This window comes from Streptomyces sp. NPDC057950 (genome assembly GCF_042887295.1).
In the GTDB taxonomy this organism is placed as follows: domain Bacteria; phylum Actinomycetota; class Actinomycetes; order Streptomycetales; family Streptomycetaceae; genus Streptomyces; species Streptomyces kaempferi.
Genome location: NZ_JBHVPP010000041.1, coordinates 25,662 through 37,946, shown reverse-complemented (window position 1 = coordinate 37,946; position 12,285 = coordinate 25,662). Strand labels below are relative to the sequence as shown.

At 67.8% G+C, this 12,285-nt stretch carries 14 protein-coding genes and 2 pseudogenes; 6 read left to right on the top strand and 10 right to left on the bottom strand.

Annotated features, from left to right (window positions below; translation table 11 throughout):
- Positions 1–95 precede the first annotated feature (95 nt).
- Both ACFVTC_RS41495 and ACFVTC_RS41490 read right to left on the bottom strand, forming a co-directional pair.
- Complete coding sequence (locus ACFVTC_RS41495; protein ID WP_390134839.1) at positions 96–1,217, bottom strand: IS630 family transposase; 1,122 nt, start codon at positions 1,215–1,217, stop codon at positions 96–98.
- Positions 1,218–1,433: 216 nt separating this feature from the next.
- Positions 1,434–1,667: a hypothetical protein gene (locus ACFVTC_RS41490; RefSeq protein WP_390134837.1), complete on the bottom strand. Its 234-nt coding sequence runs from the start codon at positions 1,665–1,667 to the stop codon at positions 1,434–1,436.
- Positions 1,668–2,136: 469 nt separating this feature from the next.
- Between ACFVTC_RS41490 and ACFVTC_RS41485 the strand changes: the two genes are divergently transcribed.
- Entirely contained in the window at positions 2,137–2,343 is a 207-nt protein-coding gene (locus ACFVTC_RS41485) for a hypothetical protein (RefSeq protein WP_390134847.1), read from the top strand.
- Here the strand turns inward: ACFVTC_RS41485 and ACFVTC_RS41480 are convergent.
- A pseudogene (locus ACFVTC_RS41480) lies at positions 2,277–2,842 on the bottom strand (transposase); the annotation flags it as partial. The gene ACFVTC_RS41485 and the pseudogene ACFVTC_RS41480 sit on opposite strands and share 67 nt — an antisense overlap.
- Positions 2,835–3,443, bottom strand: a complete 609-nt coding sequence (locus ACFVTC_RS41475; RefSeq protein ID WP_390134835.1) for a TetR/AcrR family transcriptional regulator — start codon at positions 3,441–3,443, stop codon at positions 2,835–2,837. The gene ACFVTC_RS41475 and the pseudogene ACFVTC_RS41480, both read right to left, overlap by 8 nt.
- A gap of 75 nt (positions 3,444–3,518) precedes the next feature.
- Here ACFVTC_RS41475 and ACFVTC_RS41470 point away from each other — a divergent pair, with 75 nt between their 5' ends.
- On the top strand, positions 3,519–4,214 hold the full coding sequence (locus ACFVTC_RS41470) for an alpha/beta hydrolase (protein WP_390134845.1): 696 nt from the start codon (positions 3,519–3,521) through the stop codon (positions 4,212–4,214).
- A 368-nt stretch (positions 4,215–4,582) separates the two neighbouring features.
- On the opposite strand, the pseudogene ACFVTC_RS41465 reads toward ACFVTC_RS41470, so the two are convergent.
- Positions 4,583–4,819 (bottom strand): annotated as a pseudogene (locus ACFVTC_RS41465) (lamin tail domain-containing protein); the annotation flags it as partial.
- A 15-nt stretch (positions 4,820–4,834) separates the two neighbouring features.
- Between ACFVTC_RS41465 and ACFVTC_RS41460 the strand changes: the two are divergent.
- Both ACFVTC_RS41460 and ACFVTC_RS41455 read left to right on the top strand, forming a co-directional pair.
- A complete protein-coding gene (locus ACFVTC_RS41460; protein WP_390134833.1) occupies positions 4,835–5,197 on the top strand; it encodes a hypothetical protein in 363 nt (120 codons plus the stop codon).
- A 6-nt stretch (positions 5,198–5,203) separates the two neighbouring features.
- A complete protein-coding gene (locus ACFVTC_RS41455; RefSeq protein ID WP_390134843.1) occupies positions 5,204–5,494 on the top strand; it encodes a transposase in 291 nt (96 codons plus the stop codon).
- A gap of 3 nt (positions 5,495–5,497) precedes the next feature.
- Here ACFVTC_RS41455 and ACFVTC_RS41450 read toward each other — a convergent pair whose 3' ends face one another.
- The 4 genes from ACFVTC_RS41450 to ACFVTC_RS41435 all read right to left on the bottom strand — a co-directional run bounded on the left by ACFVTC_RS41450 (position 5,498) and on the right by ACFVTC_RS41435 (position 9,581).
- The gene (locus ACFVTC_RS41450) at positions 5,498–6,094 is read right to left on the bottom strand and encodes a DUF4240 domain-containing protein (protein WP_390134831.1); all 597 of its coding nucleotides are present in this window, start codon (positions 6,092–6,094) and stop codon (positions 5,498–5,500) included.
- A gap of 511 nt (positions 6,095–6,605) precedes the next feature.
- The gene (locus ACFVTC_RS41445) at positions 6,606–7,178 is read right to left on the bottom strand and encodes a hypothetical protein (RefSeq protein WP_390134829.1); all 573 of its coding nucleotides are present in this window, start codon (positions 7,176–7,178) and stop codon (positions 6,606–6,608) included.
- A 198-nt stretch (positions 7,179–7,376) separates the two neighbouring features.
- Positions 7,377–8,681, bottom strand: a complete 1,305-nt coding sequence (locus ACFVTC_RS41440) for an MFS transporter (protein ID WP_390134827.1) — start codon at positions 8,679–8,681, stop codon at positions 7,377–7,379.
- Between the two features lie 270 nt (positions 8,682–8,951).
- Complete coding sequence (locus tag ACFVTC_RS41435; protein WP_390134825.1) at positions 8,952–9,581, bottom strand: TetR/AcrR family transcriptional regulator; 630 nt, start codon at positions 9,579–9,581, stop codon at positions 8,952–8,954.
- A gap of 70 nt (positions 9,582–9,651) precedes the next feature.
- On the opposite strand from ACFVTC_RS41435, the gene ACFVTC_RS41430 reads away from it, so the two are divergent.
- Complete coding sequence (locus ACFVTC_RS41430) at positions 9,652–10,521, top strand: ketopantoate reductase family protein (RefSeq protein WP_390134823.1); 870 nt, start codon at positions 9,652–9,654, stop codon at positions 10,519–10,521.
- A gap of 659 nt (positions 10,522–11,180) precedes the next feature.
- Complete coding sequence (locus tag ACFVTC_RS41425; RefSeq protein ID WP_390134821.1) at positions 11,181–11,630, top strand: hypothetical protein; 450 nt, start codon at positions 11,181–11,183, stop codon at positions 11,628–11,630.
- A gap of 34 nt (positions 11,631–11,664) precedes the next feature.
- Here ACFVTC_RS41425 and ACFVTC_RS41420 read toward each other — a convergent pair whose 3' ends face one another.
- Positions 11,665–12,225: a YrhB domain-containing protein gene (locus ACFVTC_RS41420; protein ID WP_390134819.1), complete on the bottom strand. Its 561-nt coding sequence runs from the start codon at positions 12,223–12,225 to the stop codon at positions 11,665–11,667.
- Positions 12,226–12,285 lie beyond the last annotated feature (60 nt).

The window sequence follows — 12,285 nt, the reverse complement described above, 5'->3', positions numbered from 1 at the left end:
ACGCCAACGTCGCCCGAACACGCCTCACTTCATGTAAATTCACCACCCCAACATGCTCTTGATCAGCGCAAACCGAAAGACCTAACGGAGTCCTACTAGTGTCCTGCGCCAGAGATCCGTCGGCAGAAGCGGGCGAGTGAGTCGAGGATTTCTTCGGCGGTCTTGGTCCACATGAAGGGCTTGGGGTTGTTGTTCCAGTCTTTGACCCATGCCCTGATGTCGGCTTCGAGTGCCTGGATGTTCTTGTGTGCGCCCCGGCGGATCATCTGGTGGGCCAGGTAGCCGAACCACCGCTCGACCTGGTTGATCCAGGAGGACCCGGTCGGGGTGAAGTGCAGCTCGAACCGCGGGTGTTTGGCCAACCAGGCCCTGATCGCAGGGGTTTTGTGGGTGCCGTAGTTGTCGACGATCAGGTGGACCTGCAGGTGCGCGGGCACCTCCTTGTCGATCCTGATCAGGAACTTCTTGAACTCCACGGCCCGGTGCCGACGGTGCAGGGCGGTGATGACTTCACCCGTGGCGACGTCGAACGCGGCGAACAAGGTGGTCAGGCCGTTGCGGACGTAGTCATGGGTGCGCCGCTCGGGCATGCCCGGCATTATCGGCAGCACCGGCTGGGACCGGTCCAGGGCCTGGATCTGCGACTTCTCGTCCACCGACAGCACCACCGCCCCTTCGGGCGGGTTGAAGTACAGGCCCACGACGTCATAGACCTTCTCCACGAACAACGGATCCGTCGACAGCTTGAAGGTGTCCGCCAGATGCGGCCTGAGCTGGAACTGCCGCCAGATCCGGCCCACCGTCGACTTCGACAGACCACTGTGCTCCGCCATCGACTTCCGCGACCAGTGGGTGGCGTTCTTCGGGATCTCCTCCAGCGTCGTGACCACGACCGCTTCCACTTGATCGACGCTGATGGTGGGCGGCCGGCCCGGCCGGGGCTCGTCGGCCAGCCCGTCCAGCCGTTCGGCGAGGAAGCGCCTCCGCCACTTGCGAACCGTGTCAGCAGTCACCCGCAGATCCCGGGAGACGGCCACGATCGCCGGCACCTCCGGCCCCGCACACGCCAGCACGATGCGTGCCCGCAGGGCCAGGGCCTGGGCCGATGTCGCCCGACGTGTCCACCGCTCCAACACCGCCCGCTCCTCATCGGACAGCAGCAAAGGCTCCAACTTGGGGCCCCGACGAGGAACTGACGCGCCAGCAGCAGAAGTCACACCACTACTAACGAGCAACTACTGGCGCAGGACACTAGCCGTCGGTGGGTGCTTGATCCTGGCGGACGTTCGTCGGTCACCACTCCCACGACGAGGAAGCGCTACGCGATACTCGTCCTGTGGTTCGAGCAGGCACGGGCAGCGGAACAGCGCCGGGATTGGGATGCGGCCATCGCATTGGTAAGCACACACGCCGAGTGCTACTCCACCGATCCCTCAAGGCACGACAACCATCTGTGGCACATGGATTTGCTCGCCCGTGCGGAACGACTCTCGGAACTCGCAGAGCGCGCTCTCACTGATGTTCACGCACGTCGGAGATTCAACAGATCGCTTCGCGAGCGAGAGATGGAAGCGGCGCTGCGCAACCGCGCCAAAGACGGTGATCGCGATGCCCTGTACGTCCTTGTTCGGTTGCTGTGCGAGACGAGTCGGACCCAGGAGGCCCATCGAGTGGTCCTAGACCTCGGCCCGGACGATCAGTACGCACACCAGATCATGGCTGGCTTTCGATCGGTGTCGAGCGTGCATAGTATCGCTCGGCACCCGCCTTGCCTGAGCTGTCAGGAGCCGGGTCGTGGAGTACGTCATTTTCGAGTGAGGCTGAGTCAGGGCTGCTGGTCGCGGTGCTCGGTCGGCTCCTGCTTCCTGGTGAAGTTGCCGGTGTCGACCTCTGCGAGGACGTCGAGCTTGACCAGGCGTTTCAGCTTGGCGCGGGTGCCTTCGATGTTCTTCGGCGGCAGTTCGTGGTCGAGAGCTTGGCAGACGTCGCGGGCGCGCAGCGGGCGGGTGGCCTCGTTGAAGACGGCGAGGATGCGGGGGTAGTCCGGGTGACCGGGAAGGCCCGGCGAAGCAGTGTGGGCCGGGAGCCGCCCCGCGAGGGCGGTGACGGTCTTCCGGTGATCGCCAGGTGCTCGAGATGGGTCTCGGCCTCCGGCAACCGGCCCTGCGGTTCGTCGATCTGTGTGCGGAGGCCGTCGGCCAGAACCCGGGCGGCGTCCTCCTGGAGGTCGAGCGCTTCGAGCAGGGGCCGGGTGTTCGCACCGTCACCGCCTGCGCATCGCGCCAAGTGGCGGTGTTCGCGCCGGTCAAGTGTCGCGCCATCACGTGGGTCATCGCCCAGTAGACACGCGGGGCGGAGGAGGACGGGCGGTGCTCGTAGTCGCGAACCAGGCGCCGGCGCAGCATCAGGATCCCGTAGATCTGCTCGACCCTCCACCGCTTCGGCTGCGGGACGAACCCGGCCTCCTGCGGGTTGCGCTCGACGATCTCGATCTCGATGCCCAGGCCACTGCCGTGCGCGACGACCTGGTTCTTGAAGCCCTGGTCGACGAGCACTTTGCGGACGGTGCGCCGGTGTGCTCGGCGACCTGGTTCAACAGGGTGATGCCCGCGGCGTTGTCGTGGGTGCTTGCGGCCAGCACGGTGACGGCAATGACCAGGCCGAGCACGTCAACGGCCAGTCCCCGCTTGCGACCCGGGACCCTCTTCGCCGGACCCCGGCCAGAGGTGGATGCGGGAACCCCGGCAGCCACGTGGAGACTCTGCGTGTCCAGGACCACCAGGGTCGGGTCCTCTGATCGGCGGGCCTTCTCCCCCACCTGGCAGCGCGGGAGTTCATGCATGAGAAGGTGGCCGGGACGAAGTCGTACGTGTGGGCCGCAGGGTTGAGCCGTGGGACAGGTCCTCGACCGCGCCGAGGAAGTCGCGGAAGGCTTGGTCGGTGCGGGCGGTGTCACCGGTGGCGTCGAGGTCCGTGAGGAGACCACGGATGACGGCGAGAACCAGCGTCGCGAGATCCGCCCGGCCGATGCTGCGCAGCCCATCCTCGAGCGGCCCGAGCCAGTCGGTCGTCGCGGTACGCCGGAAGTCGGGCCACAACTGCTGCTCCGCACTCTCGCGCAACCGACCGAACATCCGCAGGTACGGCTGCCCGCCCGGACCGGTAATGGAGGTCCAGGCGCGGCTCAGGGTCGCCGTGTAGGGCTCGTCGGGTCGCACCCGCAGGAGCTCGCCGAATGTGTCGAGCTGACGTTGCCGCGCGTGCCCGAGGACGGCCCGCAGCAGAGCGTCGCGGGTGCCGAAGTGATAAATCAGCATCCGGGATGAGGTGCCGGTGGCGGTGGCCAACGGATCGAGCCTGTCAGGGAGACCGTGCGCGAGGGCGTAGTCGGCGCAGGCCTCGAGCAGCCTCTGTTTGATGTGCGGTTGCGGTCGTCTGCCCACCACCCAACTTTTTCACGTAATAACTACTACGTCTATCGTTGTCAGAGTGTGGTCGATCCAGACGTGGAGGTAGCGATGCGGGTCGTGTTCGTACATGGGGCGTGTGTGCGGGACGGGTCATGGTGGTGGCACCGAACGGCCAAGTTACTCAAAGGTCGAGGGGTGGCGAGCGTGGCCCCGGCGCTGCCGAGCTGCGGTGAGGCCGGCCCGCCCGGCGGCGTCGGCGGTCCGGGGCTCACCGAGGATGTTGCGGCCGTGCGGCAGGTACTGCGGGACAGCGACGAGCCGACCGTCGTCGTCGCCCACAGTTACGGCGGCATCATCACCGCGGAAGCTGCCGCGGGAATCGGCTCAGTACGCCACCTGCTGCTGATCTCCAGCTACCTTCCCGAGATCGGGCAGAGTCTGTCGGAGTTCGGAGACGGCAGCCCGGCCCCGTTCCTCGACGTCGACCCGGAAGCCGGCACGTTCGAAGTCCGCCCCGAACTGCTTGTGGACACATTCCTGCAGGACTGCGATCCCGAGGTCCAGGCGCAGGCGGCAGACCACCTTGCGCGGCAGAGCGTGCAGGTGACCGGGCAGCCGATCGGGGCGGCCGCATGGCAGCAAGTACCCACGACGTACGTCGTCTGCACTCAGGACCGGGGCACCCCGGCGCGCCTGCAGCGCGAGTTCGCCCGACGGGCCGACAACGTCGTGGAACTCCACGCCGGCCACCACCCGTTCCTGTCCCGACCCGCCGAGGTGCGAGACCTGCTGCTGAACCTGTGAAGGGCAGCGACGGACGAGTCGGCCTCGTCAGCAATTCCGCAGGTCACCTGCATGCACGCCTCCTCGGAGAACGTTCGCAGGGGGAACGACCCGGGCCATGGCCCCTCCCGTGACCGGAAAGTGCCGGTAGTCCTCGCGAAGACAGACCTGGAAGCGGCGCTCAGCCAGTGTGATCGCGTCTTCGTTCGACCTATCAGGTCGTTGTATCGAGCCCGGTCACACGCCGGTGGCGCGCGGTGGCCGGATGGGCCGCCGCGCACCACTGGGCGGTGCCCGGTGTGGTGACCGCCTGTGTGGTCGCTGGTGGGTGGGGGTCAGAGGCGGCGGTCGTGGCGGTTGCCGTCGTGGCCGCCGCGATGGTGGCGGCCTCAGGAGGCGTCGTCGATGAAGCGGCCGTGGTCGTTGCGGAGGGTTGCGGTGTCGGAGCGGTTGTCCCAGACGTAGTTGCGGCGGTCCTGGTAGACGTCGCGGTAGGTGTCGCGGCCGATGCCGGTGTGGACGCGGACGGTCGAGCGGCCGTCGAGGCGGTAGTGGTGGAAGGTGTAGGTGTGGCCGTCCTCGTCGGACAGGGTCCAGCCGTCGAGGTTCGCACTGCGGCGTGAGGTGAGGCGGGCCGGGTCGTGGACGTACTGCCCGATCGCACCTCCGAGACGTTAGCGGCCTGGCCAACCGAGCATCCCGGCGCCGAGATCATCTGCCGGGACCGGGCCACCGCCTACACCAAGGCAGTCGAGGAGGCCGCCCCTCTTGCTGCCGAGGGCCAGGTAAGCGGCACCCGACCGTTCCTGGAGATCCAGGCTCACGGCTACCGAGGCAGCCGCCAGGTCGTCCGCAAACATCTCGCCGCCCTCCGCGCGGGTACCACCCAACCGGTCCGGGCCGACATTCCGAGCCCTCGCAAGATCGCCTCGTGGATCATGCGGCCCCGGGAGACGCTCACCGAAAGCCAGGACGAGCGACTCCTCCAAGTCCCGCTCGCCTAACCTGACATCACCCGGGCCTGCGATCTCGCTCGGGCGTTCGCCGACCTGGTTCGCCACCGGCGCGGATGCCTGCTGTTGGAATGGATCCGCCAGGCCGAGCAGGACCCACCGAAGCCCATGAAGGGCTTCGCCGGCTTCCTCCGCCAGGACCTCGACGCCATCGCTGCCGGACTCACCCTCCGGTGGGGTTCCGGGGTGATCGAAGGACACGTGAACCGGGTGGGAACGCTCAGACGAGCCATGTATGGCAGGGCCTCGTTTGAACTCTTCCGATCCCGCATCCTCACCCAGTCATGAGGATCACGGAACTGCGGGAGCCCCTTTCTGGGGGCTCGTGCCAAGGAACAGGGTGGCCAGACGGGGAAGCCGACGGCTCATCTCCCTGTCGTCATCGAAGTCGAAATCCTCGCCCATATCAACCGCTTTGTCGATCTCCACATCAGCCCCGCGGAAACTGCGCCAGGCTTTGTAGAAGGCATCCGCATCACCTGTGATCCGTTCGAACGCCCCGCTGGCTGCATAGTTCACGTCTTCGTAAAACACCACCTCGGAACGGTCCCGGACGTTCGCTGCTTGAACGACATCAGGGTGCGCGGCGAGGCTGTCGGGGTCAGCGGCCACACGCTGGTACCACTGACAGCCCAAGGCGATTACACCGGCGCGGAAGTCCATGAAACTGTCGTCGGAGCACCCGCCCCCGATGAGGTAAGCAGCCGCCCACACATCCCAGCGATACAGGGCGTCGTGCAGCTCGTCGAAGCGTTGCGCGTACTCCAGGATCTCCTGCCGCGGTCTCTCCGCGAGCTGCTTGACGAGAACCTCGTCAAAGGGCTCGCCCGTTGTGGCGGCCCCGGCTTGCGCGGCTTCGATGACGTCCCAGAACGTGTCGATCTCCATGACCGCGCACTCTGCCACGAGCCGATGACAGTCGATCCTGGCCACCGTGCCGGCACCCGTTTCACGGAACTGCGGACAGAACCATTTTCAAGGAGCGCCATCAGCCCGCTTCCGCGGCCGCGGGCTTGCCCGGGTACGTGGAAGCCGTGCGCGGCCTGCTTGGGGGTGGTGGTGGCCGCACACGGCGTCGGGTGTCCCGATGCGGTGCGTACCGGGACACCCATCGGCATCGTGACACCGTCCGGGAGACCGTGCCGCGTTGGACGGGGCGGCTGGATGACCATGGGGCCCCGCTGAAGAACGGGACGTCTGGCCCAGAGCTGATGACCCCTTGATGTTCGCCGGCACTGCGCCCCCGGACGTTACGGCCGGGGCGTTTGGTGATGCGGAGGTGTTGAACACGGCGCCCGGATGACAGGCAGCGCAGCCCCGGGCCCCGCACAGCGACTGCTGCCTCGGGACCACTGGCCACTGCGGAAGCCTCGTACAGCGTCTGCCGGTTTCCCTACGGTCAGCGAGTGGAGTTGGCCTGGCTGTCTGGTCCTGTCTCGCTGGTGAGGGTGTTGCGTGCGGGGCCATGGACGGCGGGGCGGGAGTCGTCTGCGGCCTGGATCAGAAGTGGTTCGGCGGCGGGGCCGAGGAGGTGAACGGCGCTGCTCAGGGCGCCGGCCAGGACTGCAGGCGCGGGATGGCTGGTGGCGAGGTGTTCGAGGAGCGGGGCGGTGCGCTGGCCGGCGAGGTCGCACAGGAGCTGGTGGCTGCGGGTGGTGGGGCTGTGGGTGACGCGCCCGTGTTGGGGGTCGAAGAACCCCTGCTGGGCGTGTGGTTCGTCTGGGCGGTGGATGAGGAGGTTGAGGGAGATCGAGAGCGCGGAGGGAGGGTGCTGGGTGTGGATGTGACGGCCGGTCCGGAAGTACATGATCTTTCCGCGCGACAGGTCGGTGTGTTCGAGGAGATGGAGCCCGACGTGCTCGCCGGGCTCTCCGGGCTCTCCGGGCTCTCCGGGCTCTCCGGGCTCTCCGGGCTCTCCGGTGACCTTGGCGGGGTCGTACTCCCAGATGGTCGTCTGGTAGCCGGGGCCCAAGGGGCTGGCCGATGGTAAGAAGAATGTGTGGTCGTGCGGCACGTCACCAGGCGTCACCCGCATCTGGCATACGCCCCGCTGACCAGTGCGTGCGGGTGCGTCGCACCCGAGTGCCCCGCGCTCTGCGGATGCCGCCCATGTCCTCCCGCGGCCGGCCTGCGGACCGGCTGGTTCACCGTGCTCGTCGGTGACGCGGCATCATTTGTCGGTCAGTTCAGGGACCTCGGTCTTGGCGAGGTCACCGTGGTGCACGGCTGACCCGGTCCCGACCAGGGCCGGCGAGCGGCGTGGCGGGCGGCGCGAGCAGCGTCCGGTCGCCGCTGCCGCGAGTACGCCGAGCCCGGCCGCCGCCGTTGCGGCGGTGAAAGCCGCCCCCGAGCCGTGGCGGTCCAGCAGGGCGCCGGCGAGTGCTGAGCCCAGGGAGGAGCCCAGGTTGTAGGCGGTGTTCACCCAGGCCCCCGCTTCCATCCGGGTGCCCGCCGGGAAGAGCTGGTCCACCAGCAGATACGCGGTGATCAGCAGCATGTCCAGGCAGGCCCCGAGTGCGAACAGGGCCGCTGCGGCGACCGGGAGCAGCGGCGCCGCGGCGAGCAGTGCGAGGGCGGTGGTCCCGGTCGCGCCCAGGACCAGAAGTCGGCGGGACGGGGCGGCCCGCCAGATCCGGCGCCCGTACAGTAGTCCGCCGACGACCCCGCCGGCCGAGCACAGCGTCAGCAGCGCTCCGGTCGTTCCGGCACCCCAGCGCGGCACCGCGGCGATCTCCTCGACGGCCAGGGCGCAGGCCGAGCCCAGAACCAGCAGCAGCAGACCGAGGAACCCGGCCCTGCGCAACGGGCGTTGTCCCGTCGCGTCGTTGCGCCGGTCGGGGTCGGTGGCTGACTTCAGTCGAGAGTGCGGTCGGAAGGACGTGCGGCGCAGCGCTCGCGTCAGCGCGCAGAAGCCGACCAGCACCAGGCCCGCGCATACGGCGAGTGCCATCGGGGCGGACCAGACGCCGATCAGCACCGCGCCCAGGGAGGGTCCGACCGCGAAGACAGTGGACTCGGACACGGTGTCCAGGCTGAGCGCGCACTGCTGCTGCTGCGGTTCGGCGGCAAGGTCGCTCCAAAGGGATCGCATCAGCGGTCCGACCGGAGGCGGGAACAGACCGGCCACCGCGGCAAGCGCGAAGACGAGCCAGGGTGCGGTGCCGAGTTCGCCGGTCAGGGCGATGACCGCGAGCAGCCCGGCATAGCCGACCGCCAGCGGCATCAGCGCTCGGGGCCGGCGCTCGACCAGCCGGGCCCGGGCGGGTCCGAGCAGGGCGGAGATCAGGCCGAACAGTCCGGCCGCCGAACCGGCCACGCCGTAGGAGCCGGTGGCATCGCGCAGGGTCAGCAGCAAGGGGAGGCTCAGCAGGCCGTAGCAGAGCCGGGCGAGTATGGCGGCGGTGAACAGGCCGCGGGCATGGGGGAGGGAGAGGACGGCGCGATAGGACGCGCCGCCCCCGGCAGGGCGTGGCATGGGGATTCTCCGAGTTCAACGCACGAGGTCAGAAGGAATCGCGGTACCGCCCGGCCGGGTGGCGCGGTGCGGTCGGCATACCTTCTAGTGCGGTACGGGGAGAGACATGTCGGCTATTAAACAGCTCGATCGGCCGCGCAGCAATCCAGCATCGGTCGCGACTCGCCTCATCATCTGGCGGAACAAGAACGCCGCCGATAAGCGCCTCACTGCCATCGTCCACAGGGCGAACGCCGCCTGACCCACGCCGCCAGTGTCTGTCTTGGGTCGTCAAGGCCGGATCGGTGGCGCACTCATCGCTGCCGTCAGGAACGTGATCGCCCATTGCCGGGCCGCCTCGCCCGCTACCGGGGACGCGCAGCCCGGGGAGGGCTGCTGGTGAACCTGGAGGCGGTCGACGGCCGTCACGGCGAAGATCCCCCGCATCCGGAACCACAGCTCCTCCGGGGAAAGGCCGGGCAGTACGCGCGCGAAGGCTGCGAAGTAGCGCTCACGGACCGAGTCCTCGGCCGGGCCGGTCCAGCTGCGTGCCTCCTCGGCCGGGTCGCTGAGGATCGTCACGATCAGCCGGGACGTCCGGGCGCCGCCCTCGTTGCCGGCCGGCATCTCGTCGAACAGCGGCCCCGCGAATGCCTCCACCAGTTCGCTGACCGGTGGGTCGAGGGTCCGGGCGAGCAGTTTGTCGAGCCCGTCGCACTGCGCAGCGGTGATGGGCTCGACCACGCGGCGGACAACTGCCGCCATCAGCTCCGCCTTCGAGCCGAAGTGGTAGCCGACGGCGGCCAGGTTCGCTCCGGCGAGTTTGGTGATCGCGCGGACCGAGGTGCCGCGGTATCCGTGCTCGGCGAAGAGGTGCTCGGCCGCGTCGAGGATCTGAGTGCGGGTGTCTGGGGTCGCCACACGAGGGACTATACATATGTTTAAATGAAACGAACGTATGAATGAAGCGAACGTATGAAAGAGGACTGTCATGAAGCTGCTCGTGTACGGCGCAGGGGTTTGCGGCAGCCTGTTCGCCGCCCGCATGCACGAGGCCGGCCACGACGTCTCGCTTCTCGCCCGGGGCGAACGCCTGACCGCCCTGCGCCGGCAGGGAGTGCAGCTCGCCGAGGAAGGCGGCCCTGCCAGGCGGGTGCCGGTACGGGTGCCAGAGCATCCGGACGGCGGGTACGACCTGATCACCGTCTTCGTCCGCACCCACCAGGTCGACGCGGTGCTGGAATCACTCGCTGATGTCCAAGGTGACGTGCTGTTCCTGCTCAACTGGGCAGCCAGCCCGGAGACGCTGGGTGCGGTGATCGGCCACGAGCGGGTGCTGCTCGGCTTCCCCGCGACTGGCGGCACGATGGACGGAGATGTGGTCCGCTACCGCAAGACCAATTTCATCACCCGCCGGGTCGCGATGCCGATCGGTGAGCCCGACGGCCGTACCACCCCGCGACTGGTACGGATCGTGGCGACGTTTCGTACCGCCGGGATCAACGCCAAGGCCGAGCCCCAGATGGGTGCCTGGCTCAGGACGCACGCCGCGTTCGAGGTTCCGCTCGGTCAGGCGGTGTACACGGCGGGCGGCCCGGTAGCGCTGGCCGACGACCGGGACGCGGTCCGCGGCATGCTCCACCTCATGCGGCAGAACCTCGCCGCGATGGAGACACCGCCGGTACCTCGCGCGTTCGCCGCGTTGCGGTCTCTGCCACAAGGGCTCCTTGTGGCCGTGCTCCGGCGCTTCCTGAAGAGCCCGACAGCCGTGCACAGCGGACTCAGCGACCGCTCCCCTGCCGCGGCAGCCGAACTCGATCGGCTGGCTGAACAGCTTCGCGCCCCTGCGGGAGCCCGCTAAGCGACCCAGAACGGCGAAAACCTCACCACACACACCACCGCCAGTCCCACAGTCCTCGGCCCCACCTCCGCGAGCTCCACGGACGGCAACCGCTCACTTCATGAACGTTTCGGTAGCAATGGAGCGTCAGGCCTTCGGAGTTGGCGTGGTTCTCTCCCCCATTGGGGCCACGCCCTTCAAATGGCGCGGCACTACAGGGCGAACGTCGGTTGACGCGGCACTAGGGCGGGTAGCGAAAGTGAATCTTGGGCTGTGAATGATCACGGTTCATGGGGCGGGAAGATCTCACGGACGAGCAGTGGGCAGTGCTGGAGCCACTGTTGCCGCAAGGTGCCAGGCCGGGACGGCCGCCCGTCTGGCCTCGTCCGCCGCCCTCACCGGCACCAGCGCGACGGACTGGACGAAATTCGTCAAGCGCGACGGGACCGGGCCGCATCAGCGGCCCGCGAAGTGACAGCTGAGAAGTCGGTTCCCTCGAGGGTGAGCCCCGACATCATGGTCGTCGGTAAGTCCATGCACGAGAGGGGCGAGTGCGGCGGGTGTCTGGAGACGCGCAGGCTGATTTGACGGAGCTGTGGCAGCAGCGTTGGCCTAGTTGCCCTCCGGTTGGGTACATGCTCCGCGACCCGCATCGGGACGTTTGGGTACGTTTTCACAGCTTGCCAGATTCGAAGCGGTACGCGGACGACGAGAGCGAGTACACCGTCGTCCTGGAGCGTTACAACACCGTCCTCGATGAGTTGTTCGCTGGTGCGGACGTGTACGTGATCACTCCGCTCTGGACGGCCGAAGCCGAGGTTCCGTCATCGCAACCCATCACGGGCTATTGGCACAGCTTGCTGGTGGAGGACGATCCTGACCCTGAGTTCCGCACGTACTGCCACCTCTTCGCCGCCCGCCGACCCTGGCGGCGAGGCTGCATCGACGAGTCGCTCCGAGACATCGCCGACGACAAGGTGGCGGGCGTTCTCATCACCGACACCCGGATGCAGCGCATCCATCACCCCTACGCCGGTGGCGCCGACGTCTTCCTCGCCACGTCCGAGGAACGGGACCGGGTGCGCGATCGGCATGCCGACTGGCTTTCCCGTCATCCGTCGGGTCTCTGACCGGTTCGGATCACTGCTCCACTCGAAATGGTCCTCACCGCAAGTACCGGCTCGAAATGGTCCTCACCGCGAGTACCGGGTTGAGAGGCTCCACGAGTTCTTTGGTGGCGACGGCCACAAGTCGCGCGGGCGCATCACCGTCCAGCAGGGCGCTCACGTATTCGATGGCCTCCGCAGGCGAGAACATCGGCAGCCTCTGGCGCAGTGTCCGCACAGCGTGCATGCGTCCGTGTGTAGCGGCGACTCCGCAGAGCCCATCGTGCAGGTCGTCTACTGCAGTGTGGACCGGCAGCCCGCGTATTCGGGCCCGGTAGTCGTTCTCCCACTCCCCCGTTTTCGCGGAGACGACGCCGATCTGGTGCAGTCCCCCGTCGACGCGGTCGACCAGATACGGCCCATTGCCAATCAGCGCGTACTTCGAGTTCCGGGTGCGTACGAACTCCTCGGACTGCCAGGAGACGATCCACACCAGCTCGTGCTCTACGACACGGACCACAGCCATCCTCACCGCGTCCGCGTTCACAGCCCGCCACTGCTGATAGTCGCGCTCCAGCTGCTCCTCGACTGCCCGAACGGCGGCTTCTCGCTCGATCACGCGTGCAGCATCCCTTACGGGCCCGGTTTCGACCAGCGAATTCCCACGGCTCAGGGCCAC

Excerpts from the sequence above, each read along its gene's own strand:
- ACFVTC_RS41490 (WP_390134837.1), bottom strand. The coding sequence starts at position 1,667 with ATGGGCCTCCTGGGTCCGACTCGTCTCGCACAGCAACCGAACAAGGAC.
- ACFVTC_RS41485 (WP_390134847.1), top strand. The coding sequence starts at position 2,137 with ATGGGTCTCGGCCTCCGGCAACCGGCCCTGCGGTTCGTCGATCTGTGT.
- ACFVTC_RS41470 (WP_390134845.1), top strand. The coding sequence starts at position 3,519 with ATGCGGGTCGTGTTCGTACATGGGGCGTGTGTGCGGGACGGGTCATGG.
- ACFVTC_RS41450 (WP_390134831.1), bottom strand. The coding sequence starts at position 6,094 with ATGGAGATCGACACGTTCTGGGACGTCATCGAAGCCGCGCAAGCCGGG.
- ACFVTC_RS41440 (WP_390134827.1), bottom strand. The coding sequence starts at position 8,681 with ATGCCACGCCCTGCCGGGGGCGGCGCGTCCTATCGCGCCGTCCTCTCC.
- ACFVTC_RS41430 (WP_390134823.1), top strand. The coding sequence starts at position 9,652 with ATGAAGCTGCTCGTGTACGGCGCAGGGGTTTGCGGCAGCCTGTTCGCC.